At 61.6% G+C, this 21,962-nt stretch carries 19 protein-coding genes and 1 pseudogene; 5 read left to right on the top strand and 15 right to left on the bottom strand.

Translation table 11 applies throughout. The annotated features are described in order from the left end of the window. Position 1: 1 nt before the first annotated feature. From ACILSE_RS02295 to ACILSE_RS02250, 10 genes and pseudogenes are all read right to left on the bottom strand, one after another. Positions 2 to 889 carry a DUF502 domain-containing protein gene (locus ACILSE_RS02295; protein WP_395715725.1) on the bottom strand — a complete coding sequence of 296 codons (888 nt, stop codon included), beginning with the start codon at positions 887 to 889 and terminating at the stop codon, positions 2 to 4. Between the two features lie 59 nt (positions 890 to 948). After that, positions 949 to 2,049: a dihydrolipoyllysine-residue succinyltransferase gene (sucB, locus tag ACILSE_RS02290; RefSeq protein ID WP_395715724.1), complete on the bottom strand. Its 1,101-nt coding sequence runs from the start codon at positions 2,047 to 2,049 to the stop codon at positions 949 to 951. A 35-nt stretch (positions 2,050 to 2,084) separates the two neighbouring features. Then, positions 2,085 to 2,330 (bottom strand): hypothetical protein, encoded by a 246-nt coding sequence (locus ACILSE_RS02285; protein WP_395715723.1) that lies wholly within the window; start codon positions 2,328 to 2,330, stop codon positions 2,085 to 2,087. Beyond that, complete coding sequence (locus ACILSE_RS02280) at positions 2,330 to 2,542, bottom strand: hypothetical protein (protein WP_395715722.1); 213 nt, start codon at positions 2,540 to 2,542, stop codon at positions 2,330 to 2,332. The genes ACILSE_RS02285 and ACILSE_RS02280 overlap by 1 nt, the downstream gene beginning before the upstream one ends. Positions 2,543 to 2,550: 8 nt before the next feature. Further along, positions 2,551 to 5,304 carry a 2-oxoglutarate dehydrogenase E1 component gene (locus ACILSE_RS02275; protein WP_395715721.1) on the bottom strand — a complete coding sequence of 918 codons (2,754 nt, stop codon included), beginning with the start codon at positions 5,302 to 5,304 and terminating at the stop codon, positions 2,551 to 2,553. 239 nt (positions 5,305 to 5,543) lie between these two features. Further along, positions 5,544 to 6,491, bottom strand: a complete 948-nt coding sequence (locus ACILSE_RS02270; RefSeq protein ID WP_395715720.1) for a hypothetical protein — start codon at positions 6,489 to 6,491, stop codon at positions 5,544 to 5,546. Positions 6,492 to 6,918: 427 nt separating this feature from the next. Continuing rightward, positions 6,919 to 7,404 (bottom strand): hypothetical protein, encoded by a 486-nt coding sequence (locus ACILSE_RS02265; protein WP_395715719.1) that lies wholly within the window; start codon positions 7,402 to 7,404, stop codon positions 6,919 to 6,921. Positions 7,405 to 7,867: 463 nt separating this feature from the next. Continuing rightward, on the bottom strand, positions 7,868 to 9,247 hold the full coding sequence (locus ACILSE_RS02260; RefSeq protein WP_395715718.1) for a hypothetical protein: 1,380 nt from the start codon (positions 9,245 to 9,247) through the stop codon (positions 7,868 to 7,870). A gap of 164 nt (positions 9,248 to 9,411) precedes the next feature. Then, positions 9,412 to 9,936, bottom strand: coding sequence for a hypothetical protein (locus ACILSE_RS02255; RefSeq protein WP_395715717.1), 525 nt, complete (start codon positions 9,934 to 9,936; stop codon positions 9,412 to 9,414). A 262-nt stretch (positions 9,937 to 10,198) separates the two neighbouring features. Then, a pseudogene (locus tag ACILSE_RS02250) lies at positions 10,199 to 10,546 on the bottom strand (acetyl-CoA carboxylase carboxyl transferase subunit beta); the annotation flags it as partial. Between the two features lie 420 nt (positions 10,547 to 10,966). Between ACILSE_RS02250 and ACILSE_RS02245 the strand changes: the two are divergent. Next, positions 10,967 to 12,148 (top strand): formylglycine-generating enzyme family protein, encoded by a 1,182-nt coding sequence (locus tag ACILSE_RS02245; protein ID WP_395715716.1) that lies wholly within the window; start codon positions 10,967 to 10,969, stop codon positions 12,146 to 12,148. Positions 12,149 to 12,346: 198 nt separating this feature from the next. On the opposite strand, the gene accD is transcribed toward ACILSE_RS02245, so the two are convergent. Both accD and ACILSE_RS02235 read right to left on the bottom strand, forming a co-directional pair. Beyond that, positions 12,347 to 13,186: an acetyl-CoA carboxylase, carboxyltransferase subunit beta gene (gene accD, locus ACILSE_RS02240; RefSeq protein WP_395715715.1), complete on the bottom strand. Its 840-nt coding sequence runs from the start codon at positions 13,184 to 13,186 to the stop codon at positions 12,347 to 12,349. Positions 13,187 to 13,328: 142 nt separating this feature from the next. After that, complete coding sequence (locus ACILSE_RS02235; RefSeq protein ID WP_395715714.1) at positions 13,329 to 14,120, bottom strand: ComF family protein; 792 nt, start codon at positions 14,118 to 14,120, stop codon at positions 13,329 to 13,331. 53 nt (positions 14,121 to 14,173) lie between these two features. Here ACILSE_RS02235 and purT point away from each other — a divergent pair, with 53 nt between their 5' ends. Together purT and ACILSE_RS02225 are read left to right on the top strand one after the other, a co-directional pair. Then, positions 14,174 to 15,355 carry a formate-dependent phosphoribosylglycinamide formyltransferase gene (gene purT / locus ACILSE_RS02230; protein WP_395715713.1) on the top strand — a complete coding sequence of 394 codons (1,182 nt, stop codon included), beginning with the start codon at positions 14,174 to 14,176 and terminating at the stop codon, positions 15,353 to 15,355. A 48-nt stretch (positions 15,356 to 15,403) separates the two neighbouring features. After that, a complete protein-coding gene (locus ACILSE_RS02225; protein WP_395715712.1) occupies positions 15,404 to 16,246 on the top strand; it encodes a transglutaminase-like domain-containing protein in 843 nt (280 codons plus the stop codon). Here ACILSE_RS02225 and ACILSE_RS02220 read toward each other — a convergent pair. Next, complete coding sequence (locus ACILSE_RS02220; RefSeq protein ID WP_395715711.1) at positions 16,243 to 17,583, bottom strand: tetratricopeptide repeat protein; 1,341 nt, start codon at positions 17,581 to 17,583, stop codon at positions 16,243 to 16,245. The genes ACILSE_RS02225 and ACILSE_RS02220 overlap by 4 nt on opposite strands. Positions 17,584 to 17,646: 63 nt before the next feature. Then, complete coding sequence (mtnP, locus tag ACILSE_RS02215) at positions 17,647 to 18,516, bottom strand: S-methyl-5'-thioadenosine phosphorylase (protein WP_395715710.1); 870 nt, start codon at positions 18,514 to 18,516, stop codon at positions 17,647 to 17,649. Positions 18,517 to 18,651: 135 nt separating this feature from the next. Between mtnP and ACILSE_RS02210 the strand changes: the two genes are divergently transcribed. Beyond that, positions 18,652 to 18,897: a DUF903 domain-containing protein gene (locus tag ACILSE_RS02210; protein ID WP_395715709.1), complete on the top strand. Its 246-nt coding sequence runs from the start codon at positions 18,652 to 18,654 to the stop codon at positions 18,895 to 18,897. A gap of 1 nt (position 18,898) precedes the next feature. Then, on the top strand, positions 18,899 to 19,462 hold the full coding sequence (locus ACILSE_RS02205; protein ID WP_395715708.1) for a Maf family protein: 564 nt from the start codon (positions 18,899 to 18,901) through the stop codon (positions 19,460 to 19,462). Between the two features lie 54 nt (positions 19,463 to 19,516). On the opposite strand, the gene ACILSE_RS02200 is transcribed toward ACILSE_RS02205, so the two are convergent. Next, positions 19,517 to 21,958, bottom strand: coding sequence for a DUF3656 domain-containing protein (locus ACILSE_RS02200; RefSeq protein ID WP_395715707.1), 2,442 nt, complete (start codon positions 21,956 to 21,958; stop codon positions 19,517 to 19,519). Positions 21,959 to 21,962 lie beyond the last annotated feature (4 nt).

Raw genomic sequence — 21,962 nt, 5'->3', positions numbered from 1 at the left:
TTCAGCGTTTTTTCCAAGGCAGGGCGCGCAGCCAGCGCTTGCCGCTCTTGATGTCCAGCGACTGCGCCAGGATTTCCGTGTCTCCGGCGTCGAAATCCTCCGCGCGCGGCAGTCCTGCGGGAAGATCAGCCGCCACCGGCTCAGGCACGGGCAGAGATTCCGGCAGCGGCTTTTGATTCAGTGGCGGAACTGAATTGACTGGCACCACGAGCCCCCCGGAGATGATCATCTTCATCGCTTCCTCAATGGTGATTGGCGCATCCGACACTTTTTCAGAATCGACGACGATCAGGATGCCCGTCATCGGACTCGGTGCGGTGGGCAGCAGCACGCAGGTCTGCGCCTTGCCGCTTTGCGGATCGCAATACTGCCCGGTGGCAAAGCCGAGCATGCGCATGCCCGCCACGGGATAATCCACAAACACGACACGCTTGAAGTTTTGCTTGGTGGCTCCGAGCCCGCGGAAGGCGTCGATCACCTGCTTGAGCGGACGATAAATCACCGCGACGAGCGGAATGCGCAGCAGCAGCTTGTCCACGGCGGTGACGAAATGCACGCCGATCACATTCGTCGCCATGAAGCCGAGGGCCAGGATCACAATCAGCGAAAACAGGAAGCCGATGAAGTTGGTGATGTTCTCCAGCTTCGGATCGTCGATGTTCAAAACCGGCTCGTCCGAAAGCTCGTTCACCAGGCTTACGAGCTGCGCCAGCACCGGCTTGCTCCACCCGTGCATGAGGTCGTAGATCGAGTACAGGATCCAGAACGTGATGATCAGCGGCAGCGCCAGCGCCAGGCCGGCGAGGAACTTGTTCCGCAGCCACACGCCCCATCCCTTCGGCGCATGCGCCTCATGTGGTGGAGATGTGGTGCTGTCTTCGGTTGCCATTCGGATGAACTTTCTGCGCGTGGATGAGAACGCACGGCAAACGTTTTGTTCAGCAACAATTAAGCGCCAACCAGCATTCTCGCGGGATTTTCGATGCAGTCCTTCACGCGGATAAGGAAGGTCACGGCCTCTTTGCCATCGACGACGCGGTGGTCGTAGCTGAGGGCCAGGTTCATCATCGGGCGGATCACCACCTGGCCATCGACGGCGATGGGGCGCTGCTGGATGCTGTGCATGCCGAGGATGCCGCTTTGGGGCGGATTGATGATTGGCGTGCTCAGAAGCGAGCCATAAACGCCGCCATTCGAGATCGTGAAGACGCCGCCGGTGAGGTCGGAGACTTGGAGTTTGCCGTCTTTGGCTTTCTTGGCGTAGCCGAGGATGTCCTGCTCGAGTTCGGCGAAGGATTTTTGGTCGGCATCGCGGAGCACGGGGACGATGAGGCCGCGCTCGGTGCCGACGGCGACGCCGATGTCGTAGTAATGCTGATGGACGATTTCATCGCCTTCGACGCGGACGTTGATCTGCGGGACGGCTTTGAGGGCTTCGACGACGGCTTTGATGAAGAAGCTCATGAAGCCGAGTTTGACGCCGTTTTTGGCGACAAAGGCATCCTGGAGCTTGGAACGCAGCGCCATGACGTTCGACATGTCGCACTCGTTGAAGGTGGTCAGGATGGCGGCGGTCTTTTGAGCGCTGACGAGCTGGTCGGCGATCTTTTTGCGCAGCGGGGTCATCTTCTTCCGCGTGATGCGGCCTTCGGGGGAAGGTGCAGGCTTCGCGGCGGGTTCGGGAGCCGGCTCAGGCTTCGGAACGACTTTAAACTCGGTGATGTTGGTGGGCTTTTCCTCGGCTTTCGGAGCGGGAGCGGCCGCTGGAGCTGGTGCAGCGGGTTTCGGGGCTTCGACCGGGGCGGCGGGAGCGGCTCCTTCGGCGATTTGACCGACGACATCGCCGATGACGACATCGTCACCGGGCTGTTTGGCGATGCTCAGTGTGCCAGCGGCCTCGGCGGTGACTTCAGCGGCCACTTTGTCGGTTTCGAGCGTGAGGAGGATGTCGCCGACTTTGACGAAGTCGCCGTTTTTGAAGTGCCATTTGGCGATCTGGCCTCCGGTGACGGATTCGCCGAGTGCGGGGATTTTGATGTCGAGGGGCATGACGGGGGGATTAGGTTGAAACGGATTTTAGGACTTCAAAAGACTTCTTCGCCATGTGGCACCTGTCCTGGGCGGAGAAAGGTCTTCACCAATTCGCCTTCTCCACAGGCAATCATGCCGGGGAAGCGCTTGAACCAGGGGCTTTCGGGAACTTCGGGAAATGTATCGCACCAAGTCGCAAAGAGGCCGATCTGATCGGCGGGAATGTCACGCTGCAACACTCTTTCAGCGAGATGTTCGATCAAGGCGCGTGGAAGATTGCGACGGCGAATCTGGGGCATCAGGAATCTCCAAAAAATCCGTTCACCAACTCTTGTTTCAACCGCTTCGCCGTGACTGGATCGGGAGCATTCACCATGCGCTCGGCCAGGGCGGACAGTTCGGGGCCAGAAAGCGTCTGCCGGACCGGCAGGCGGCGGGTGAAGCGGATGACTTCCTCCTGCTCGGCGGGCGGCAGGCACTCAATTTCGTGAATGATCTGAGCTGCTGTCATAGGTGACATTACACGCTAAACGCGGCTTCGACCAGTTTGTCCTGTTCGAGGCTGTGGATGGCCTTGGAGCCTGCGGCGGGGCTGGAGGACCGTTCGCGGCCGGCGTAGCGGAGCTTGTGGTTGCTGAGTTCTTCGAGGCGCGGGCGGATGTAGTAGAAGGCGCCCATGTTGCGGGGCTCTTCCTGGCACCAGATCCACTTCTTCTGCGCTCGCGGATACTTGGCCACGATCTCTTTGAGCATCTCGTAGTTCAGCGGGTAAAGCTGCTCGATGCGGATGATGGCGGCGTTCTTGATTTTGTGCTCTTCGCGGAACTCGAGGAGGTCGTAGTAAACCTTGCCGGAGCACAAAATGAGGCGCGTGACACGCTCCGGCGCGGCGAGGAGATGCTCGTCGTCGAGCACTTCCTTGAAGGTGGTGCCTTCGGCCATGTCGCTGAGCTTGCTGACGCACTTCGGATGACGCAGGAGGCTCTTCGGCGTCATGACGACGAGGGGCTTGCGGGTGCTGCGCTTGATCTGGCGGCGCAGGGCGTGGAAATACTGCGCGGGCGTGGTGAAATTGCACACCTGCCAGTTGCCGCCGGCGCTGAGCTGCAGGAAGCGCTCGAGGCGGGCGCTGGAGTGCTCGGGGCCCTGGCCTTCGTAACCGTGCGGCAGGAGAAGCGTGACATGCGAGGGACGCTGCCATTTGCTCTCGGCGGAGGCGATGAACTGGTCGAGAATGACCTGCGCACCGTTCACGAAGTCGCCAAACTGCGCCTCCCAGCAGACGAGGAGGTTGCTGGCGAGCAGCGAGTAGCCGTAGTCAAAGCCGAGCACGGCGGCTTCGGAGAGCAGCGAGTTATAAACGCAGTAGCGGCCTTGCTCGGCCTGCAGGTTGTTCAGCGGGATGTAGCGCTCGCGGTTTTGGGAATCGTAAAACACGCTGTGGCGATGGCTGAAGGTGCCCCGACGCACGTCCTGACCGCTGAGGCGGACGCCGTGACCTTCCGTGAGCAGCGTGCCGAAGGCCAAGGACTCGGCGTAGGCCCAGTCGATGCCTTCACCGGCCTCGATGGCCTTCTTGCGAGCGGCGAGGAAGCGCTTCGCAATGGTGGGATGCAGGTTGAAGCCCTCGGGCGTCTCCAGCAGGCGTTCGCCGACGCGTTTGAGCTTCGCGAGCTCGACGCCGGTCTTGACCGGGTTGTAGTCGTAGGCCGGTTGCAGCTCGGCCATGCTGCCTTCGAAAGGATTGCCGCCATTCGCCTTCTTGTCCTTTTCCGCCAGCGTGGTGACGCCCTGCTCGAGCTCGTCTTCGAGCTCTTTTTGCAAAGCAGCGGCACCCGCTTCATCGAGGATGCCCTGCGAGGCGAGGTCGAGGCGGAAGAGCGTGGCGGTGGAGGGATGCTGGCCGATGGCGCGGGCCATGTTCGGCTGCGTGAAGCCGGGCTCGTCGGTCTCGTTGTGGCCGTGGCGGCGGTAGCAGACGATGTCGATGATGACATCGCGGCCGAAGGTCTGGCGGAATTCGAGCGCGAGCTTCGCGGCGCGGACGACTTCCATCGGGCAATCGCCATTCACATGGAAGACGGGCGCTTCGATCATCTTCGCCACGTCCGTGCAGTAGTGCGAGCTGCGGGCGTCCGCAGGCTGCGTGGTGAAGCCGATCTGGTTGTTCACGATCACGTGGATCGTGCCGCCGGTGCGGTAGCCGGGGAGCTGCGAGAGATTGAGCACTTCCGCGACGAGTCCCTGGCCGGCAAAGGCCGCATCACCATGGATGAGGACCGGGATGACCTTCCGGCGCTCCGCGGTGTCGCCAAGTGCACGCTGACGCGCACGGGCCATGCCTTCCACGACGGGATCGACGGCCTCCAAATGGCTCGGATTCGGCGCGAGCATCACGCCGATGGAATCGCCGCTGCTGGTCTGGCGCACGGTTTCAAAGCCGAGGTGGTATTTCACGTCGCCATCGCCGGCGACCATGTTCGGCACGTAGTTTTCGCTGAACTCGTAGAAGAGATACTCCAGCGGCTTGCGCAGGAAATTCGCCAGCACGCTCAAACGGCCGCGGTGGGCCATGCCGAGCACGATTTCCTTGCCGCCATAGGCTGGCATGCCTTCGAGGACCGTCTCCAGCGCGACGAGGAGGGATTCGCCACCTTCCACGGAGAAACGCTTCTGCCCCACAAATCGGCGATGCAGGAAGCGCTCGAAGCTTTCTGCCTCCAGCAGCCAGCGCAGCGCGTCGATGTGCTCCTTCGCGGCCGGTTTCGGCGCTTCGGTGACTTCGATGCGATCCAGCAGCCAGGCGCGGACTTCGGGATTGTTGATGTGCCAGAACTCGAAGCCCGTCTTGCCACAATAGATGCGGCGCAGCTCGCCGAGCATCGTTTTGAGCTTCATTGGCTGACCACCGCGGAACATGTGCGTCTGCACGTCCTCTTCGAGCTCCTCATCCGTGAAACCAAGGCCCGCGAGCGAGAGCGAAGCGATCTCAGGCCCCTGGGCGCTGAGCGGATCGAGATGCGCCGCGGTGTGACCGAGAGCGCGGAAGTGATGAATCGCGTTCGTCACGCGCATGCGGAAGCTCAGCGTCTTTTCAGACAGAGTGCCTTCCGCTCCTTTCGCGGGCTGAGCGGCCAGTTTGGCCATGCCAAGCTCGAAACCTTCAAAGAACGACGACCACAGCGGCTCGACGGAGGCAGGGTCTTTTTTCCAGTCGAGGTATTTCGACTCAAGGAAGTCCGCGTTGGCGCGGTAGGGGAGCGAGGCACTCATTGGGGTTTTTTACGTGGGAGGGGGCGGCCAGAATGCGCCCAATCCACGCGAGTGCAAATGCGGAAGGCGCTTTTTGAAGCCTTTTTCACAGGGGAAATCACCTCCCCTGCCCGGGCTATTTCGCAGCAGCAAGCGACACCCCGCTACCATCAGGAAGGGAGCGCGGACACTCTTGTCCGCATCCGAGGAGGGCAACGCGCCGGCGTTGCCGAATTCGGCAGGGCGAAGCCCTGCCCTCCTCACCTCCGCAGCGCGTTGATCAGCTCATCGAGCTTGCTCGCAATGGCCTGCACTTCACCCACGGTCGGCGGGTCGCTCACGGTCATGCCGAGCAGGCCCACCGCGTTGCTGTTGTTGCTCGTGCCGTTGATCGCGCTGTTGAGCTGCATCTGCGTCACCTCGCCGGGCGGGCCCTGCGGTCCCGGGCCGCCGTCGCTGCCGTTCTGGCCGCGCGGAATGCCGAAGGTAAAGCGCACGTTGTAGCCGTCGAAGCTGGTGTTCACATAGGCCGCGTCCCACGGGTTCAGCGTCGTCACGCCATCCACCACCGTGCCGGCAAAGGGCGGTCCCTGCGGGCCTTGACTTCCTTGCGGACCCTCGGTGCCCTGCGGGATGCCGAAGTTCAGCCGCACCGCGTTGCCATCAAAGTTCGCCGACACGTTCGGCCAGCTTCCCGGCGGGAGTTGGGTCACGTTATCCACCACGAAGTTCGTGAAAGGCGGTCCCTGCGGGCCGGGGGAGCCGTCCATGCCGTTGGTGCCGGGCGGCCCCGCATCGCCCTGATAACCGCGCGGGATGCCGAAGCTCAGCCGCACGGCGCTGCCGTCGTAGTTCGCCTGCACCGTGGCGTTGTCGCCGGGGTTCAGGGTGCTCACGCCATCGACCATGAAGTTCGTGAACGGCGCTCCCGGCGGGCCTGGGGCACCGTCACTGCCGTTCTGGCCCGCTGCTCCCGGCGGTCCGTCGCTGCCCTGCGGCAAGTCAAACGACAGATGCAGCACGCCGCCGCTCACACTCACCGCCACGGATGCGGGCGATCCGGCGGGCAGCGTGTGCACGGCATCCACTTGCGCGGAAGTCACGGTCATGATGTTGTTGATGAGCACGAAGAGCGCCTGGAGCTGGTCGCGGATCACCTGGGATTCCAAGGGCGAGTTTGGCGCGGGGAGGCTGGGGTCGAAGGGCATGGTGTTCTTGGTTGTGGGTTCCTTGTGCTTGGGTCCTCGGACTCGCGAAAAGGGTTAAAAAGCTCCCTTGGAGGGTCGGCCTACTCGGTGGCAGGGCGGAGAAAGTCCGTCGGTGCGACCTTTTGGACGGTCAGCGGGACTTTTTTCTCGGTCAGCGGGACTTTGAAGGTCTGCGTCAGGCACTTTTTTCTGGGTCCGAGAGACCTTTTTCCTCTGGCGAGGACTTCGTAACTCCCTCTGAGGGACTTTTTAGTGCCTCGGACGGTCTAAAAAGTGGGTCGCAGATACTTTCAAAGTATGGCCGAGAAGGAAAAAGGTCGGTCCGAGGGACCTTTTAGTCGGTCAGACCGACCTTTTTGTATGGCGGAGGGACTTTTTTCCTCCAGAAAGCACCCTTTTTTATGGAAAGTGGCACTTTGGGCCCGGTTTAGGGGTTGACGGGCGGGGTCGGCTCCTTTTTCGGGCGACCTGGGAAACGGGTCTTCAGGTCGTTGTAGATCGTGTCCGCGCCGGAGACGCCGCGCTTGGCCGCTTGGCGCACGTTTTGGTAGAAGGCGAGGTCGCCCACATAGTTGTCGCTGTTCGCCAGCATGATCGTGTCCTCCAGACCTTCGCAGATCGGGGCGATCTCACGCAGGCAAGGCAGCAGGTCGGCCACCAGCTTGCGGTCCTTCGCCATCTCGGCGGTGTCGAGGAAGCTCGGCACCAGATCGGCGCGGCTGGCCATGTAGGCGGCGCACTTCTCATCAAAGGCCAGCGTGTTGTCTGAGATGCGCGGCAGGCTTTGTTTTTCCTCGGCGGTCAGGTTGATGGTGATGCCGTTGAGGGCGGCTTTGAGCGCCATGACGGCGTCAACGATGGCGGTCTTTTGGGCCGCAGTGATTTCGAGGGATATGCGATTGTCAGAGGCCATAGGGCGTGGTGTTGGGTTGGGAGCCACAAAACCATCCCATGTGAACCCCGGCGCGGGAGAGTCCCACGCCAGCCCCGAGTCCCATGTCAACGGCTGCGGCATGGGCAGGAGAATGCTCAACAGGCATCCGTTCCTCCATTACATAGGATGCGCACCATTATCATGGATGAATGACGCATTCACTGCTAAGCGCGCGCGCAGGAGAGCACACACGGCTTAAGATGTTCCATGGGCATGCGGCGACCCAGAAGGGCATCCCATGAACGCGGTTCAAAGAAAGGGGAAAGCGGGCAAGGCCCCACCCTGGGCTCGTCGGCCTATCGGCCCACCTTCGCGCTCCGTAGCGTGCCTGACGGCCGTGGAACCGCGTGGGTGAGGCACGAGACTGCTGAAAAGCCGGAGTCCCGGAAGACGCCGCCCCTTCATAGGAGGCGTCTCCTGAAGAGCGCCTCTGGCGGCTCGATCAGGGCGTCATGAGCTTGACCGCTTCCTGGTGCTGTTTGAGCCAGGCTTCAGCAGCCAGGGGCTCGCTGAGCTTCCAGTCTTGATAGTGCTGGGTCAATGCACGTTGCCGACGGGCGGGGTTCTGCATGGTCAGCACCTCACTGAGCGCGGCGGCGGGATTCGTAGGACTCAAAAGCGCGGCAAGCTGCTCGATGCCGATGTCTTTTTCGACACCGGGCTTCTGCTCCTTCAACCATGTGTGGAACATTTCCAGATTCTGGGTGCCCCAGGTGATGAAAATGGACTCAAGCGAGGTATGCCGTTCAGTTTCGTCAGCCAGCTTCAAAGCGGAGATTCGTGCCTCTTCGGGATACTCGGAGGCCCAGTGGCTGAAAATCCCTGAAAAAGCGACTTGGCGCGGGGCGCCTTTCAAAACTTGGACCGCCCATTCGAAGGCGACACGGGGGTCGTAATTGGCCCACTCCAGCACCATGGCCTGCCGGCACTCCTGGGCGGAAGCCTCACTGACGTTCTTGTCCAGCCAGACCGCAGCGGCCAACGGATCCTGCTGGCCCCAGCGGGCCGCCACGCGAGGTAGCAGCCACAGGTCGTCAGGATGTTCGGCGAGCCATTCGGCGGTGGTTTTGGGAAAATAATCAGCCCATTTCAAAACGGCCCTGGAGAGAGCAAAGTCGTGCAGCTTGCCTGCGGGGAGTTTACTACACCATTCGGCCGCGTCGCGGGCGTAGGTCTCAGCCCATGTGTCGATGACCTCGTTGAGACTGAAAACCTGATCGACCTCGAAGGAATTCTGGAGAGCCCATTCCGCCGCCTTGTGGGGCTCTGTTTGAGCCCACACCTTGCCGATGCGGCCGATGGCTGTGCGGCGGTAAATGCCAGAGAGATTGCCGAGGGTCCAAGCCGCAGCCGCCTGTGGATCTTTCATGGCCCAGCCTGCAAGGGCTGCGGAGTAGACCAGAGCCCTGCGTTCGCCCACGGGAATTTGTTTGCAGGCTTCCAAGGCTGCGTGCGGATCTTTTTGGCCCCAATGGCGAAGCACTTGAATGCCAAAAACCTGTCTGTCTGGGATGTTGGTGAAGTCCGACAGGACCATTTGCCACCCACGCTCAGGGTTTGTTTTACCCATTTCGTCCCCCAAGGCTGACAGCAGTCCGTGGCGGCTTTCGAGATCCTTGATTTTGAGGATGCTGGCCAGCTTTACGCTAGGCGATTCCTCGTGCACCGGATTGCTGCTCTGCGCCGCTCCCAATGGGAGCTTGGCTTGGGGTTCTGGGGAGTCCAGGGTGACAGTGGTCTGCAGCTGGGGGCTTTTCGCGACTGGTTCCAGCGCCCAATCTTCGAAGGCGGAGTAGCTGGCGGCTGCGCCGAGCAGCAACATGCCAAACCGGCAACGAGCGGAAGCGTATAAGGCGCTGAGGTTAGGAATAAATGGCCTCATAATATAAAATAATATGTGTTAACCCATGTGTCGTGTAAATTTCTTGTCGATGCTTCATGCTGCTCCAGCCTTGTTGTGACCATGGCTAGATCCATGGATGATGGTTATGGATAGACATGGGAAGTGCGAAGCCTCTGATAGACCCGGTTAAGAAGACTCACATTCCCCGCCAGTGCCCGATAGGTTCTGTTTTGGATGGTGAGCAGGCTTTCGCCACCCAGATCCTCTGCGGTGATGACATCAGACTGGCTGATCACCCTCCTGTTGCCCACAACGTCCAAAAATGAAGGAACCCTGATCGTGTTGGTTCGGTCAGCCAAAAAGAACTCCGCAAAGTTCCCGCCTAGCTTGGCCATCGCCATGCCATGGTGCCTGCTGGAACCACGCAGGGTGGTGGCTCCCTTCCAGTAGACGCCCACACCGGGTTTGGAGCGCTGAAAGACAACCGCGCGTGTCACGCTCATGCCCGCGCTCGTGGCGCAGACCACATGCCCGGCCTCATGAATGGAGGCGTATTCCAGCGATCCCACGGGAGCGTCCAGGTCGAGGAGATTGACCACCGTTTCTGTTTGTCCCCACGCTATGACAGTAAGACATGTCAAAAAAAAGCAGCGGGAGAGTTTAACCATTATAAATTTCTATACTGAGCCCTAAAGAGCAATATATGGGGTAACCCACCCGGTGAACAAGACTAAACCAACATCGTGGCTCAATTATCTTTGGATCCGTCAAGGGTGTTGTGACTTTGTTTTCCTTTACTGTCGAAATTCTTGCACAGACTTGGTGGGTGGCAGGCTGCACTTGGGAAACAAGCATCAGGCCGCAAGTGCTTGCCACGAGGAGTTCTGCCATTGCCAGGCACTCAATCAGCTAGGTTGGTCAAGGGCCCTGTCATGCCGCCGTCGCAGCGGCCATGTAACGCAGCACCCTGCCCAGGGTGGCGCGCATGTCCTTGCGTTCGACGATCATGTCCACCAGGCCGTGCTGCATCATGAACTCGGCGGTCTGGAAGCCGGGCGGGAGGTCGGCGTGGGTGGTTTCCTTCACCACGCGGGGGCCGGCGAAGCCGATCATGCATTTCGGCCCGGCGATGATGAGATCGCCCAGGGTTGCGAAGCTGGCGGTGACGCCGCCGGTGGTCGGGTGGGTCAAAACGGAGATGTAGGGCGGCCGGTCCTCGGCATGGCGGGCCAGGGCGCCGCTGGTCTTCGCCATCTGCATGAGGCTGAGGATGGCCTCGCACAGCTCGTTGGCGCAGGAGCGGATCGTCTCCAGTTGGATCACCACCCCACGCTGGCGGCAGGATCAGAATCACGCTTCACACCGCCCGCAGCCACGCATGCCGAGTCATGAAGCGCTGTCAGCCGGCTGCACCCTGACGCCATTTTCCGTGTTCATTTTGGTCACGCCGTTTTTGCCCACGATTTGGCGGAGGCGCGGCAAACCGTTGTCCATCCGTTCGTGGCGCGATCGGCAGGTGCCGCATCGAGACCTCTCTTTGGGTTACCTCGCTGAACCGACTGCAAAAGTATTGCCGCTCGTGTTTATGGTTTTACCAAAAATGACTGTTTCCACGCACAGCACGACGTTCCCATGAACGCACAACACAGCCCTAAAGCTCCCTGAAACCTGACTGAAGGAGCAATCTAAGTCTATCAGATGCAAAAGACACGCTGCGGCACAAACAGTGCACAGGAATCTATAAACTTCCCGTTTTGTCTGGATGAGTTTGGTCAAAACACCCGCTCAACGCGCAAAAAAATTCCGCCCACTCATTCAGTGAATGACAAGTTTTTGCTACTGACCGCCAAAGAAGGATCGCGCAACCAATACCGCTCACGCCATTCACTACAAAATCGAATATCAAAGGCGGGTTCTGTAGCGCTGTGTATTCTCGTTGTCTATTTGGCTGGATATTATGCGGGTGGCCAAAAGGAGGCTGCGAACGACCAAGGAAAGAAATTTCGTCCAGGAGCTTCGATGCCAGACATAACCATCCCTGTGTGCGAGCTGATCAAAGTCCCGGGGGGGACCTTTCGAATGGGTGACGCGATTGATGGAATGAAGGACGCAAAACCAATTCAGGTCACGCTGGCCCCGTTCAGGGTCTCAAAATTCGAGATCACGCTGGCGCTATGGGAAAGTGTGAGGCTCTGGGCCAGGCAGCGTGGATACGATGATTTGCCCGAAGGCATTGGAAAGGCAGACAATCATCCTGTCTGTGGCGTCTCCTGGCCAGATGCAATCAAGTGGTGCAACGCGTTTAGTGAATCACAAGGCTTAACCCCTTGTTATTATTCCGACCCGAAGAAATTGAACGTGGCACGCAAAGGAACGGCGGATTTAGGCAACAAGCATGTTGACTGGCAAGCCACTGGCTTTCGTTTGCCGACGGAGGCCGAGTGGGAATTCGCGTCTCGCGGCGGGCTGGAGGGAAAACGCTTTCCTTGGGGAGATCAGATCACACCCGAAGACGCCAACTACCACGCGACTGGAATTGAAGATTATGACAAAAGTCTGCAAAAAGGTTCCTCGGCCATGGTTGCAGGGCCGCCGCCGCTTACGTGTGCGGTTGGAAGTTTTCCTGCCAATGATTTCGGCATTCATGATATGGCGGGCAATGTAGCCGAGTGGTGTTGGGATTTTTATTCCAGCGGACATGACGGAGCAGCTCAGATTCCGATCGAAAATCCGCATGGGCCTGATAAGGGAAGCGATTGCGTCGTGAGAGGAGGCAGTTGGCGTCACCCTGCCACGGAAGCCCGGTGTGCCAGCCGATTTAGCATGCCAGGACTCATGAGCGCGCCTTTTGTCGGCTTCCGGGTCGTGCGCGGCCGTTAAGCTCTCCTGCTTTGAAATTTTTTGACAAGCAGGGCCTGACATCAGGTGGGAAACGGTGGGCAGATTGGAACTGTTTGACCAAGACAACCCCGGATCGCCGCAGGAAAAGGGGCGGAGTGGATTCGCCAAGAACCGAACCAGCCAGATTCATCATTGCCCCATCGGGACGTGCCCCTGGATGCAGGGACGGAATCTTCCTCAGGCTTTCGCAGCCGCCATGTAGCGCAGCACCTTGGCCAGCGTGGCGCGCATGTCCTTGCGTTCGACGATCATGTCCACCAGGCCGTGCTGCATCATGAACTCGGCGGTCTGGAAGCCGGGCGGCAGGTCGGCGTGGGTGGTTTCCTTTACCACGCGGGGGCCGGCGAAGCCGATCATGCATTTCGGCTCGGCGATGATGAGATCGCCCAGGGTCGCGAAGCTGGCGGTGACGCCGCCGGTGGTCGGATGGGTCAAAACGGAGATGTAGGGCAGACGGGCCTCGGCATGGCGGGCCAGGGCGCCGCTGGTCTTCGCCATCTGCATGAGGCTGAGAATGCCCTCGTGCATGCGGGCGCCGCCGGAGGCGGAGAAGACGATGACGGGCTTTTTCTCCGCCGTGGCGGCCTCGATGGCGCGGGTGATTTTCTCACCCACGACGCTGCCCATGCTGGCACCGAGGAAACGGAAGTCCATGATCGCGAGCAGGACGGGGATGGATTCGATGGAGGCGCGGCCGGTGAGAACGGCCTCGGTGAGGCCGGTTTTGGCCTGATAGGCCTTCACCTTGTCGAGGTAGCCCTTGAAACCAAGCGCGTTCACGGAGTCCAGCCCCTTGTCCATCTCCACGAAGGTGCCCTCGTCCACGAGGCTGGCGACGCGCTCGTCGGAGCCGATGGTGAAATGATAGCTGCAGTGCGTGCAGACGCGGAGGTTCTTGGTCAGCGCGTCCTCGAACAGGCTTTCGTTGCACGAAGGGCACTTCGTCCAAAGGCCTTCCGGCATGTCGCGCTTCTTCTCGCCAAGTTCGTCAACGGAGCGTTTTTTGAAAAATCCCATGGTAGGTCTGTGAGTATGGCGCCCTGCAAAGGCGGACCCGAGGGAGCATCTCCCCGGGTGGCATGCCGCAGGAGTTGCCGGGACAAGGACGGCCCGGCTTTCGCTCTGTCAGGCCCGGCCAGCGCCGGACGCGAAAACGAGCCTAGCCGCGTGCAACGGTGATGACCACTACTTTTTCTGCCCCGCCCTCACGCCGCAGCACGCGGGCGCACTCGCTGGTGGTCGCGCCCGTGGTGAAAACATCGTCCACCAGGAGTATGCGCCGGCCTTGCAGGGTGACTTTTTCCTCCCAAGGCCGCGTTTTTCGCAGGGCGAAGGCGCCGCGCAGGTTTTTCAGCCGCTCGTCGCGGTCCAGGCTCGCCTGCGAGTCGGTCTCGCGCATCCGTGAGAGCGCCTGGATGGCGGGGATGCCTGTGAGCCCGCTCAAACGCACGCACAGCTCCCAGCTTTGGTTGAACTCACGGTCCAGCTCCCGGCTGCGGTGCAGAGGCACGGGAACCAGCGCCCATGCGGCGAGATTCTCATCCGCCAGACGCGGGTCCTGCAGAGTGCGTGAAAGCAGCGTTGCCAGCGGAGCGCGGAGCTGGAGACGGCGCTCGTATTTGAACTGGTGGATCATCTCCCGCACCACCCCCTCCGCGCGACAGGCCGCCACGGCGAACTCGAACTCCAGCCTGCGCCCGTCGCAGTTCATACAGCGGAACTCGTTCGTGAAGGCGCCGTCGTAGAACTCGCCGCAGACTTTGCAGTAAGGCGGCTCCATCAGAGGCAGCTCGTCCGCGCAGACCTTGCAGAACCACCCGGGCCGTCCGTCATCCAGCGGTACCTTGCACACGCAGCACAGGCGCGGATAAATCAAATCCACCACGGCTTGCAGCAAAGGATCCACCACGCGGCGCAGGCGCGAAGGAGCAGGCGGACCGGGGAAGGACATGACGGATGCTAAATGCGATTTGAAGCCTGCCAACTGCCGTCCTAAATGCCCCCATGGCACGCATCGGCACTCCTCTTTCCTCCTCCGCGACCAAAGTCATGCTCCTCGGCTCCGGCGAGCTCGGCAAGGAGGTCGTCATCGAACTCCAGCGCCTCGGCTGTGAAGTGATCGCCGTCGATCGCTACGCCAATGCGCCCGCCATGCAGGTCGCGCATCGCAGCCATGTCATCTCCATGCTCGATGGCGAGGCACTGCGCCGTATCGTCGATGTCGAAAAGCCGAACTGCATCGTGCCGGAGATCGAGGCCATCGCCACCGACACGCTGATCCAGCTCGAAAAGGAAGGCTACCGCGTCGTCCCCACCGCACGTGCCGCGAAACTCACGATGAACCGCGAAGGCATCCGCCGCCTCGCCGCCGAGGAGCTCGGCCTCAAGACCTCGCCCTACGTCTTCGCCGCCACCGAGGAGGAGTTCCGCGCTGCGATTGAAAAAATCGGCATGCCCTGCGTCGTGAAGCCCATCATGAGCAGCTCCGGCAAAGGCCAGAGTGTCGTGAAAAAGAAGAGCGACATCGCCAAATCCTGGCAATACGCCCAGGAAGGCGGCCGCGCCGGCAAGGGCAAGGTCATCGTCGAAGGCTTCGTCGAGTTCGACTACGAGATCACCATGCTCACCGTGCGCCATGTCGGTGGCACCTCCTTTTGCGCGCCGGTCGGTCATACGCAGATCAAAGGCGACTACCGCGAGTCCTGGCAGCCGCATCCCATGTCGAAAAAAGCGCTCAAAGCCGCCGAAAAGATGGCCGGAGCCATCACCGAGGCCCTCGGCGGTCGCGGACTCTTCGGCGTCGAAATGTTCATCAAAGGCGACGACGTCATTTTCAGCGAGGTTTCGCCCCGTCCGCACGACACCGGCCTCGTGACGCTCATCTCGCAGGATTTGAGCGAGTTCGCTCTCCACGTCCGTGCCATCCTCGGCCTGCCGATTCCGAACATCCACCAGCACGGCCCCAGCGCGAGCTGCGCCGTGCTCGTCGCGGGAGAATCCTCGCAGGTGCAGTTCGGCAAACTCGACAAAGTCCTCGCCGAGCCCGACACGCAGATCCGTCTCTTTGGCAAACCGAATGTCAGCGGCCAGCGCCGCATGGCCGTCACGCTCGCCCGCGCCAAGAACATCAACGAAGCCCGCGCCAAGGCCCACCGCGCCGCGAAGGCGATGCAGATCCGGCTGTGACACATTTCGTGATTGCTTACGGCAATCCGATCATGGTAACACATCGTCATGCCCGCCACCGCTCACCTGAGCCATCTGATCAAACTGCTGGACGACGACTCCGAGGTCGTGCGTCAGGCAGTGGCGCAGGAGCTGACCGTCATGCGCCGCGAGCTGCCACGGCACATCGAGCAGTTGGAGACGCCGCTGAGCGCGGATGAGGAGCGTCTCGTGGCGAAGATGCTCGAACCAGCCCGCCGCCTCGAGCTCGAAGAGACTTGGATGCGCTGGCGCTGGATGGACGGGCCGGACGCGCAGCTTGAGGAGGGTCTGAGCCAGCTTTCCGCCTTTCTGAACGGCTGGAAGACGCAGTCCGCCGACCTGCCAAAGCGTCTTGATGCCCTCGCTGAAGAGGCCTTTGCCGAAAAAGGCCGCATGGACGCGCATGAGCTCGCGCAGTGGCTCTTCGCCTCGCACGGCGGCGTCACGCGCTTCCGTGGGAACAGCAAGGACTACTACTCCCCCGCGAACAGCAACCTGTTCTGGGTGCTGGACACCGGCCTGGGCAATCCGATCAGCCTCTGCTGCCTCTACCGCCTGCTGGGTCATCGTTTCGGCCTCGAAATCGAAGGCTGCAACTTCCCCGGCCATTTCCTCTCCCGCGTGGCGTATCGCGAGCAAACGTGGCTGGTCGATTGCTTCAACCGCGGCCGCTTCATGCTGGCCGCCGACGTGGCCAAACACCATCCCGCCGCGAATCCCGGCATGGAGGACCTCATCCGTGAGTCCGCCACCGCCGACGCCACGCTGCTGCGCATCCTGCGCAATCTCGACGACGCCTACGAGCGCCTCGGCCTCATGCCGGAGCGCCAGTTTATGCGCCGCCTCGCGGTGAAGCTGATGGAGGATTAAGGCTTCGCGATCTCCTTTTCCCACGCGGCGAACTCCGGCGAGGCGAGGAATTCCTTGAACTGCGCGTCATCCTCCAGCGACTTGCGGTCGAGCACCACGCCGCTGCCGCGTTTGAAGGCGCGCAGCTCCTCCACGAGCGCGGGATAGTCCTTCTGCTCCACGCGGATGGTGAGGCGCGCATCGACCGCGTCATACAGATCGGGCTCCTCCTGCTGGGCCTCGTTCGCCAGTTTCAGCGCGCCCTCGTAGTCCCTCATCATGCGCCGGGTGTTCGCCTGAAGCACCTTCAGATACGGATCGCCGCCGATGACCTTCTGCACCCGCAGGATGCTGGCCTCGGCCTCCGCCAGGTTGTTGTCCAGGAAATGCAGGTCGATCAGCAGCAGGTCGGTGGTGCTGTCCTTGCCGAGGATGTCCGGTGCGGAGCGCAGCGCCTCCCGGTAGGCGGCGTCATGCTTACCCTCCTCCGTGCCGTTCAGCGCCATGAGCGCCTGCATGCGCAGCATGAAGAACATCCGGTGCGCGCGATACTTCTGCGGCAGACCGTCGCAAAGGCGGAGCGCCCCGGCGAAATCACCGGACTTCATCAACTCGCCCCCGCTTTTCAGGCGGTCGATCATCTCATTGTCGAAATTCGCCGCCCCGAACCACGCGGCCACCTTTCCCGCGCCGGAGTCCGGGAGCATCGTCGCCATCAGGTTGCGCATCTCGTCGGAAAGGTAGCTGGCATACATGTAGGTGAACATGTCCACCGCGCGAAAGCCGCCGCCCTGCGGCCGGGCGATGATGTCCACGTAATTCACGCCGCCGTCTTCCGGCTTCAGACGCAGCACCACGGCGGGGAAGCCGTCGCGCTCGCGCACACGCAGGGCCGTGACCTCGTTGCCCATGAGGTTCCGCAGCCAGCCGCCGGGATGCTTCATCGCGCCGTTCATAAAGCCCTTCCGCATGTCCGCCGCCTGGGGAAAGCCGGCTGTGCGCGCGTCGAAGACCCGATCCGCCAGACCATCGGGATCGAGCAGGCTCTTCACCTTCGCGTCGTCACCGTCCGTCAAAGCCTCCGCCAGCGCGTCGCCAAACACCTGGAGCGCCTCTTTCTGTTCCGCAGTGAGCGGCGGGGGAGGCTGCGCGGCCTTGGCCTGCTTCGCCTTCGTTTCCTCCGCCAACTTCTGCAATTGCTGGAAGGCGGGAACCGCCAACGCGGCCAGCACCGCCAGCAGCAGCACCACCGCACCCACGACGATCAGCACGATCACGCCCGTGCCCATTCCTTTCCGCTGCGGCGGCAGCGCAGGCGGTGGATTCGGCAGCGGCGGCGGGAGATGAGGCGAATTCATGACCGCACTCTGAGGCAAAGCGCTGCGTTCTGGCAAGTGTTCCTCTTCACGGCGGCGAGAAACTCACAGAAACCGCCGCAGGATAGGCAGCAGCTCCTCCACCGTCGGCTCCGGCCAGAGTTTGCGATCCGTCATGAGGGCGGTGTCGAGGGCGCGGTGCTCGGGCCAGTCCGGCTCCGTGGGAATCTGCGGGATGACCTGGGCGAGGATGGCCTTCGCAGCGGCGACGTTGGCATGCAGGTGGCCGATGACGGACTCGGCGGTGACGGCTTCCTCCTCGATCTTCCAGCAGTCGTAGTCCGTGATCATCGCCAGCGTGGCGAGGGCGATCTCGGCCTCGCGGGCGAGCTTGGCCTCCGGCAGGTTCGTCATGCCGATGACATCGAAGCCGAGCTGGCGGTGCGCGTTCGACTCCGCCCGCGTCGAGAAGGCGGGGCCGTCCATGCAGACGTAGCTGCCGCCGTTGTGGACCCGGCGGCCCTGGGCGACACAGGCGTCATGCAGCAGGGCGCGCAGCTTGTTGGAGATGGGATCGCCAAACGCGACGTGGGCGACGATGCCGCGGCCGAAGAAGGTGTGCTGGTCACGGCGGCTGGTGCGGTCGAAGAACTGGTCCGGCAGCACGATGTCACGCGGGTGGTATTGCTCCTGCAAACTGCCCACGGCGGTGACGGCGATGATCCAGCGCACGTTCAGGCTGCGCAGCGCCCAGAGATTGGCGCGGTGATTCAGCTCCGTGGGCAGGATGCGGTGGCCTTTGGCATGCCGTGGCAGGAAATAAACACGGCGTCCGGCCAGCGTGCCCGTGACCAGGGCATCGGACGGCGGACCGAACGGGGTCTGCACCGTGATCTCCTCGCGGCCTTCGAAACCTTCGAGGTCGTAAAGGCCGGAACCGCCGATGATGCCGATGGCAGGAGGATTTTCACTCATGCGGCAGGGTAAAAGGCACGAGGGCTGCTTCAACCAGCTTCATCCCGTCATCCGAAATTGTCACCCTTGCCAAAGATGAACAGAAAGCGCGAAAGTCCCGTCTGAAATGCGCCGTTTGAGCCAAGGTCCGTTGTCATGAAAGTTCATCGTCTTCATTTGTCCCTGCTTTTTGCCCCGCTGCTCGCCTCCTGCTCGATGCCGGACATGTTCGCATCGACCACGCCGCACAAGATCAGGCTGAAGGACGGCCGCGAGGTGATTTGCTCCGGACAGCCGGAGTATCAGGAGAAGACGGGCTACTACCGCTACCGCACGCCGGACAAGCGCGAGGCGGTGATCCGCGCGGACGAGGTGGCGGGAATCTCGGGCCGTGGCGCGTGACATGCGCCCGCTGGTGCTCGCCTCCGCCTCGCCACGTCGCGTCGAACTTCTGCGAGGAGCAGGCTTTGATTTCGAAATCTTCGTGCCGCAGGTGGAGGAGGCGCACGACCCGGCCTTGACGCCGGAACAGCTCACGGTCGAAAACGCACGACGCAAAGCGATGGCAGGCAGCCTCGCCAAACCCGGCGCGCTCGTGCTCGGCGCCGACACGCTCGTTTATGTCGATGGCGAACCTCTGGCGAAGCCGGCGGACATGAACGAAGCGCTGGCGATGGTGCGCCGCCTCTCCGGCCGCGCTCATGAGGTCTGCACCGGCGTTGCGCTTGCCTGCGACGGCAAGGTCGAGCGCGAGCTGCATGTCATCACGCATGTGACCTTCAAACCGCTCACGAATGAGGTGATTCGCGAATACCATTCCAAGGTGAACCCGCTCGACAAGGCGGGCGGCTACGGCATCCAGGCCTGCACGGACATGATCCTGGAGCGGATGGAAGGCTCGTTCACGAATGTGGTCGGCCTGCCGGTGGAGGAGGTGACCCAGGCGTTGCGTGAACTGCAAAACTGAGCGCCTCAGCGCAGTAGATTTTTCCGTCCGCTGTCCGCCTCGAACATCCGCGCTTCAAGAAAGCTCCACCATCGTCCCGCGGGTCACGCCAAGCTGGCTCTGGGCCTTCAAATCGCGCCAGATGTCCTGTTCGTCGCGTTTCCCGGCCAGAAGCTCCTGATAAGCACGCAAAACCTCGGCGGATGCCGCTTTGTCCTCCTCCAGCAACTCAACGCGGAAGCAGCGCAGGCCATAATCCCGCAGCTCGGAGAAGAACTGGGCTCCTGTCTGCGCCACGGCATTGAACAGCGTGTTCCGGCAGCCCACATCGGCCTTCAGCGGATGCGCCATGCCCACGCGGTCACGCAGATGCACGCGATGCTTCTCGCACGGGCGGCCGCAGTTGGTGAAGTCGGTGCCGTTGCTCAAGAATGCGGCGAACGCGCAGTGCTCCATGTGAAACATGGGCATGTGCTGGTGCAGCGTCAGCTCGAACCACGACGGCGGGGCCGACGCCAGCAGATCGACGACCTGCTCGATGTTCAGGTCGTAGCTGATCGTGAGCCGCTCCAGGCCGGTCTTTTTCAAAATCTCCGCCGTGAGCGGATTCGCCACGTTCAGTGAGAAATCGCCGGTCACCGGCATGCCTTCGTCGCGGAAGAAGGCGATGGCGCCGAGGTTGCGAATCAGAACGCCATGCGGCTCCGCACGCTGGATGAGCTTGAAGAAGCCCGCCTCGCCGGACTTCTGGATGCGCGGCGTTGCCAGCCAGACTTCAGACCTGTCGCTGCTGGCCTTGATGTGCTTCACCAGGTCCGCGTAAAGCCGGATGTCCTCGAAATCGAGGTAGAGACGCGGCACGCCCGCTTCGAGCGCCGCATCGATTTGATCCCGCGTGCGGCAAAGCGCGAACATCTGGAGCGGCGACGAGTCGTCGCCCTTGCCGCGTGAAGGCATGAGGGATTCGAGCGTGACCGTGCTTATCACTGGTTCTTTGGGCGACGGGTCGTCACCACTCCATGAAGCGATGAGCTCACGCCGCATGCGGTTCAATTCGCTCACCGGCAGAATGACCTCGCCTTCAACGTCGAACTGTACAGAGCCAAGCTCGAACTCCGTGCCGCCGAGGCGGCTGAATTGGTCGATGAAAGCAGAAGGTGTCAGCGGCCGCTTCATCGCGGCCTGCAGCGGCATCGCCGAATCGATGGTCAAATCACCGCAGCGCACGCGCAATGGCTCGCCTGACTTGCCGGTCACGATCAAATCGAGCTTGGACTGCTTGCGCACCGGAATCTCGCCTTCAAACGACTGCCTCAAGGCTCGATTGAGCGCAGGATCGCTCGTTTTGAAGACGCGCGTGCCCACCGGAATGGCCTCCATGCGCAGATGGCCGTGACGGAAGCTCAGACGGCTGCCACGCATCTCGTAAATGCTGCCGCCCTGCTCGTCGTTCGTGTTCTTGAGGTTCTCAAACACAACGCCATCGCCCGGTTTCATCGCGAGATGCAGCGAATCAAGCTCCAGCGTGTCCGCGTCGATGATTCGCGTCACCGAACCGACATAAGGTCCGCGTTTCTTGCCGTAGTAAGCGCCGACGAGTTCCTGATGATTCACGCCGTGCATCCAGCCGGTGGAAAGACCGCGTGAGAAGGTCATTTCGAGCGCATAGCGGTCATCTTCCGTCGCCGGAGCCGGTTTTCCTGCCAGGGCGCGGTCAATCGCCGCACGATACACCTGCGTCACCGCTGCCACGTATTCCGGTGTCTTCAAACGCCCTTCAATTTTGAAGCTGCGGATGCCCAGCTCGATCAGGCGCGGGATTTCATCGACTGCGGCGAGATCCTGCGGCGAGAGCAGGTAGCGCTTGTCACCAAGGTCACGCTGCTCGCCATCGACGATCATTTCATACGGCATGCGGCAGGCTTGGGCGCACTCGCCGCGATTCGCGCTGCGACGACCCACCGATTCACTGGTGAGGCATTGGCCGGAGTAAGCGACACACAGGGCACCGTGGACGAAGACTTCGAGCGGCACGTGCGCGTCCTTGAAGCGCTCCAGCTCACGCATCGAGAGCTCACGAGCAAGCACCGCCTGGTCGATGTCGAGCTGCTTGGCAAATTCGAGCCCTTCAGGCGACGTGATCGTCATCTGCGTGCTCGCATGCAGTCGCAGATTCGGCGTGAGCGCCTTCACCATGCGCGCGAGCCCGAGATCTTGCACGATCACGGCATCCACACCGCTGCTTTCGAGCAAACGGAGCTGTGTTTCGGCATCGGGCAGCTCCTTGGTGAAGATCAGCGTGTTGAAAGCGACATAACCCTTCACGCCATGCGCGTGAAGGAACTTCATCAGCTCCGGCAGGTCCTCCTCCGTGAAATTGTCCGCCCGCAGCCTCGCATTGAAGCGCGGCATGCCGAAATAAATCGCATCCGCCCCATTCGCGACCGCCGCACGCGCGCATTCCCAGTTCCCGGCAGGGGAAAGGAGTTCAGGGCGAGTTGATGATGGGGACGACATGCGG

Origin of the sequence: Prosthecobacter sp. (assembly GCF_044236155.1) — a bacterium.
Taxonomy (GTDB): domain Bacteria; phylum Verrucomicrobiota; class Verrucomicrobiia; order Verrucomicrobiales; family Verrucomicrobiaceae; genus Prosthecobacter.
This window is presented reverse-complemented; position numbering and strand designations above follow the sequence as displayed.

Excerpts from the sequence above, each read along its gene's own strand:
- ACILSE_RS02245 (WP_395715716.1), top strand. The coding sequence starts at position 10,967 with ATGCAAAAGACACGCTGCGGCACAAACAGTGCACAGGAATCTATAAAC.
- ACILSE_RS02210 (WP_395715709.1), top strand. The coding sequence starts at position 18,652 with ATGAAAGTTCATCGTCTTCATTTGTCCCTGCTTTTTGCCCCGCTGCTC.
- ACILSE_RS02260 (WP_395715718.1), bottom strand. The coding sequence starts at position 9,247 with ATGTTGCTGCTCGGCGCAGCCGCCAGCTACTCCGCCTTCGAAGATTGG.
- ACILSE_RS02280 (WP_395715722.1), bottom strand. The coding sequence starts at position 2,542 with ATGACAGCAGCTCAGATCATTCACGAAATTGAGTGCCTGCCGCCCGCC.
- ACILSE_RS02255 (WP_395715717.1), bottom strand. The coding sequence starts at position 9,936 with ATGGTTAAACTCTCCCGCTGCTTTTTTTTGACATGTCTTACTGTCATA.
- ACILSE_RS02200 (WP_395715707.1), bottom strand. The coding sequence starts at position 21,958 with ATGTCGTCCCCATCATCAACTCGCCCTGAACTCCTTTCCCCTGCCGGG.
- ACILSE_RS02275 (WP_395715721.1), bottom strand. The coding sequence starts at position 5,304 with ATGAGTGCCTCGCTCCCCTACCGCGCCAACGCGGACTTCCTTGAGTCG.
- ACILSE_RS02235 (WP_395715714.1), bottom strand. The coding sequence starts at position 14,120 with ATGTCCTTCCCCGGTCCGCCTGCTCCTTCGCGCCTGCGCCGCGTGGTG.
- mtnP (WP_395715710.1), bottom strand. The coding sequence starts at position 18,516 with ATGAGTGAAAATCCTCCTGCCATCGGCATCATCGGCGGTTCCGGCCTT.
- sucB (WP_395715724.1), bottom strand. The coding sequence starts at position 2,049 with ATGCCCCTCGACATCAAAATCCCCGCACTCGGCGAATCCGTCACCGGA.
- purT (WP_395715713.1), top strand. The coding sequence starts at position 14,174 with ATGGCACGCATCGGCACTCCTCTTTCCTCCTCCGCGACCAAAGTCATG.
- ACILSE_RS02220 (WP_395715711.1), bottom strand. The coding sequence starts at position 17,583 with ATGAATTCGCCTCATCTCCCGCCGCCGCTGCCGAATCCACCGCCTGCG.
- ACILSE_RS02270 (WP_395715720.1), bottom strand. The coding sequence starts at position 6,491 with ATGCCCTTCGACCCCAGCCTCCCCGCGCCAAACTCGCCCTTGGAATCC.
- ACILSE_RS02285 (WP_395715723.1), bottom strand. The coding sequence starts at position 2,330 with ATGCCCCAGATTCGCCGTCGCAATCTTCCACGCGCCTTGATCGAACAT.
- ACILSE_RS02295 (WP_395715725.1), bottom strand. The coding sequence starts at position 889 with ATGGCAACCGAAGACAGCACCACATCTCCACCACATGAGGCGCATGCG.
- ACILSE_RS02265 (WP_395715719.1), bottom strand. The coding sequence starts at position 7,404 with ATGGCCTCTGACAATCGCATATCCCTCGAAATCACTGCGGCCCAAAAG.
- accD (WP_395715715.1), bottom strand. The coding sequence starts at position 13,186 with ATGGGATTTTTCAAAAAACGCTCCGTTGACGAACTTGGCGAGAAGAAG.
- ACILSE_RS02225 (WP_395715712.1), top strand. The coding sequence starts at position 15,404 with ATGCCCGCCACCGCTCACCTGAGCCATCTGATCAAACTGCTGGACGAC.
- ACILSE_RS02205 (WP_395715708.1), top strand. The coding sequence starts at position 18,899 with ATGCGCCCGCTGGTGCTCGCCTCCGCCTCGCCACGTCGCGTCGAACTT.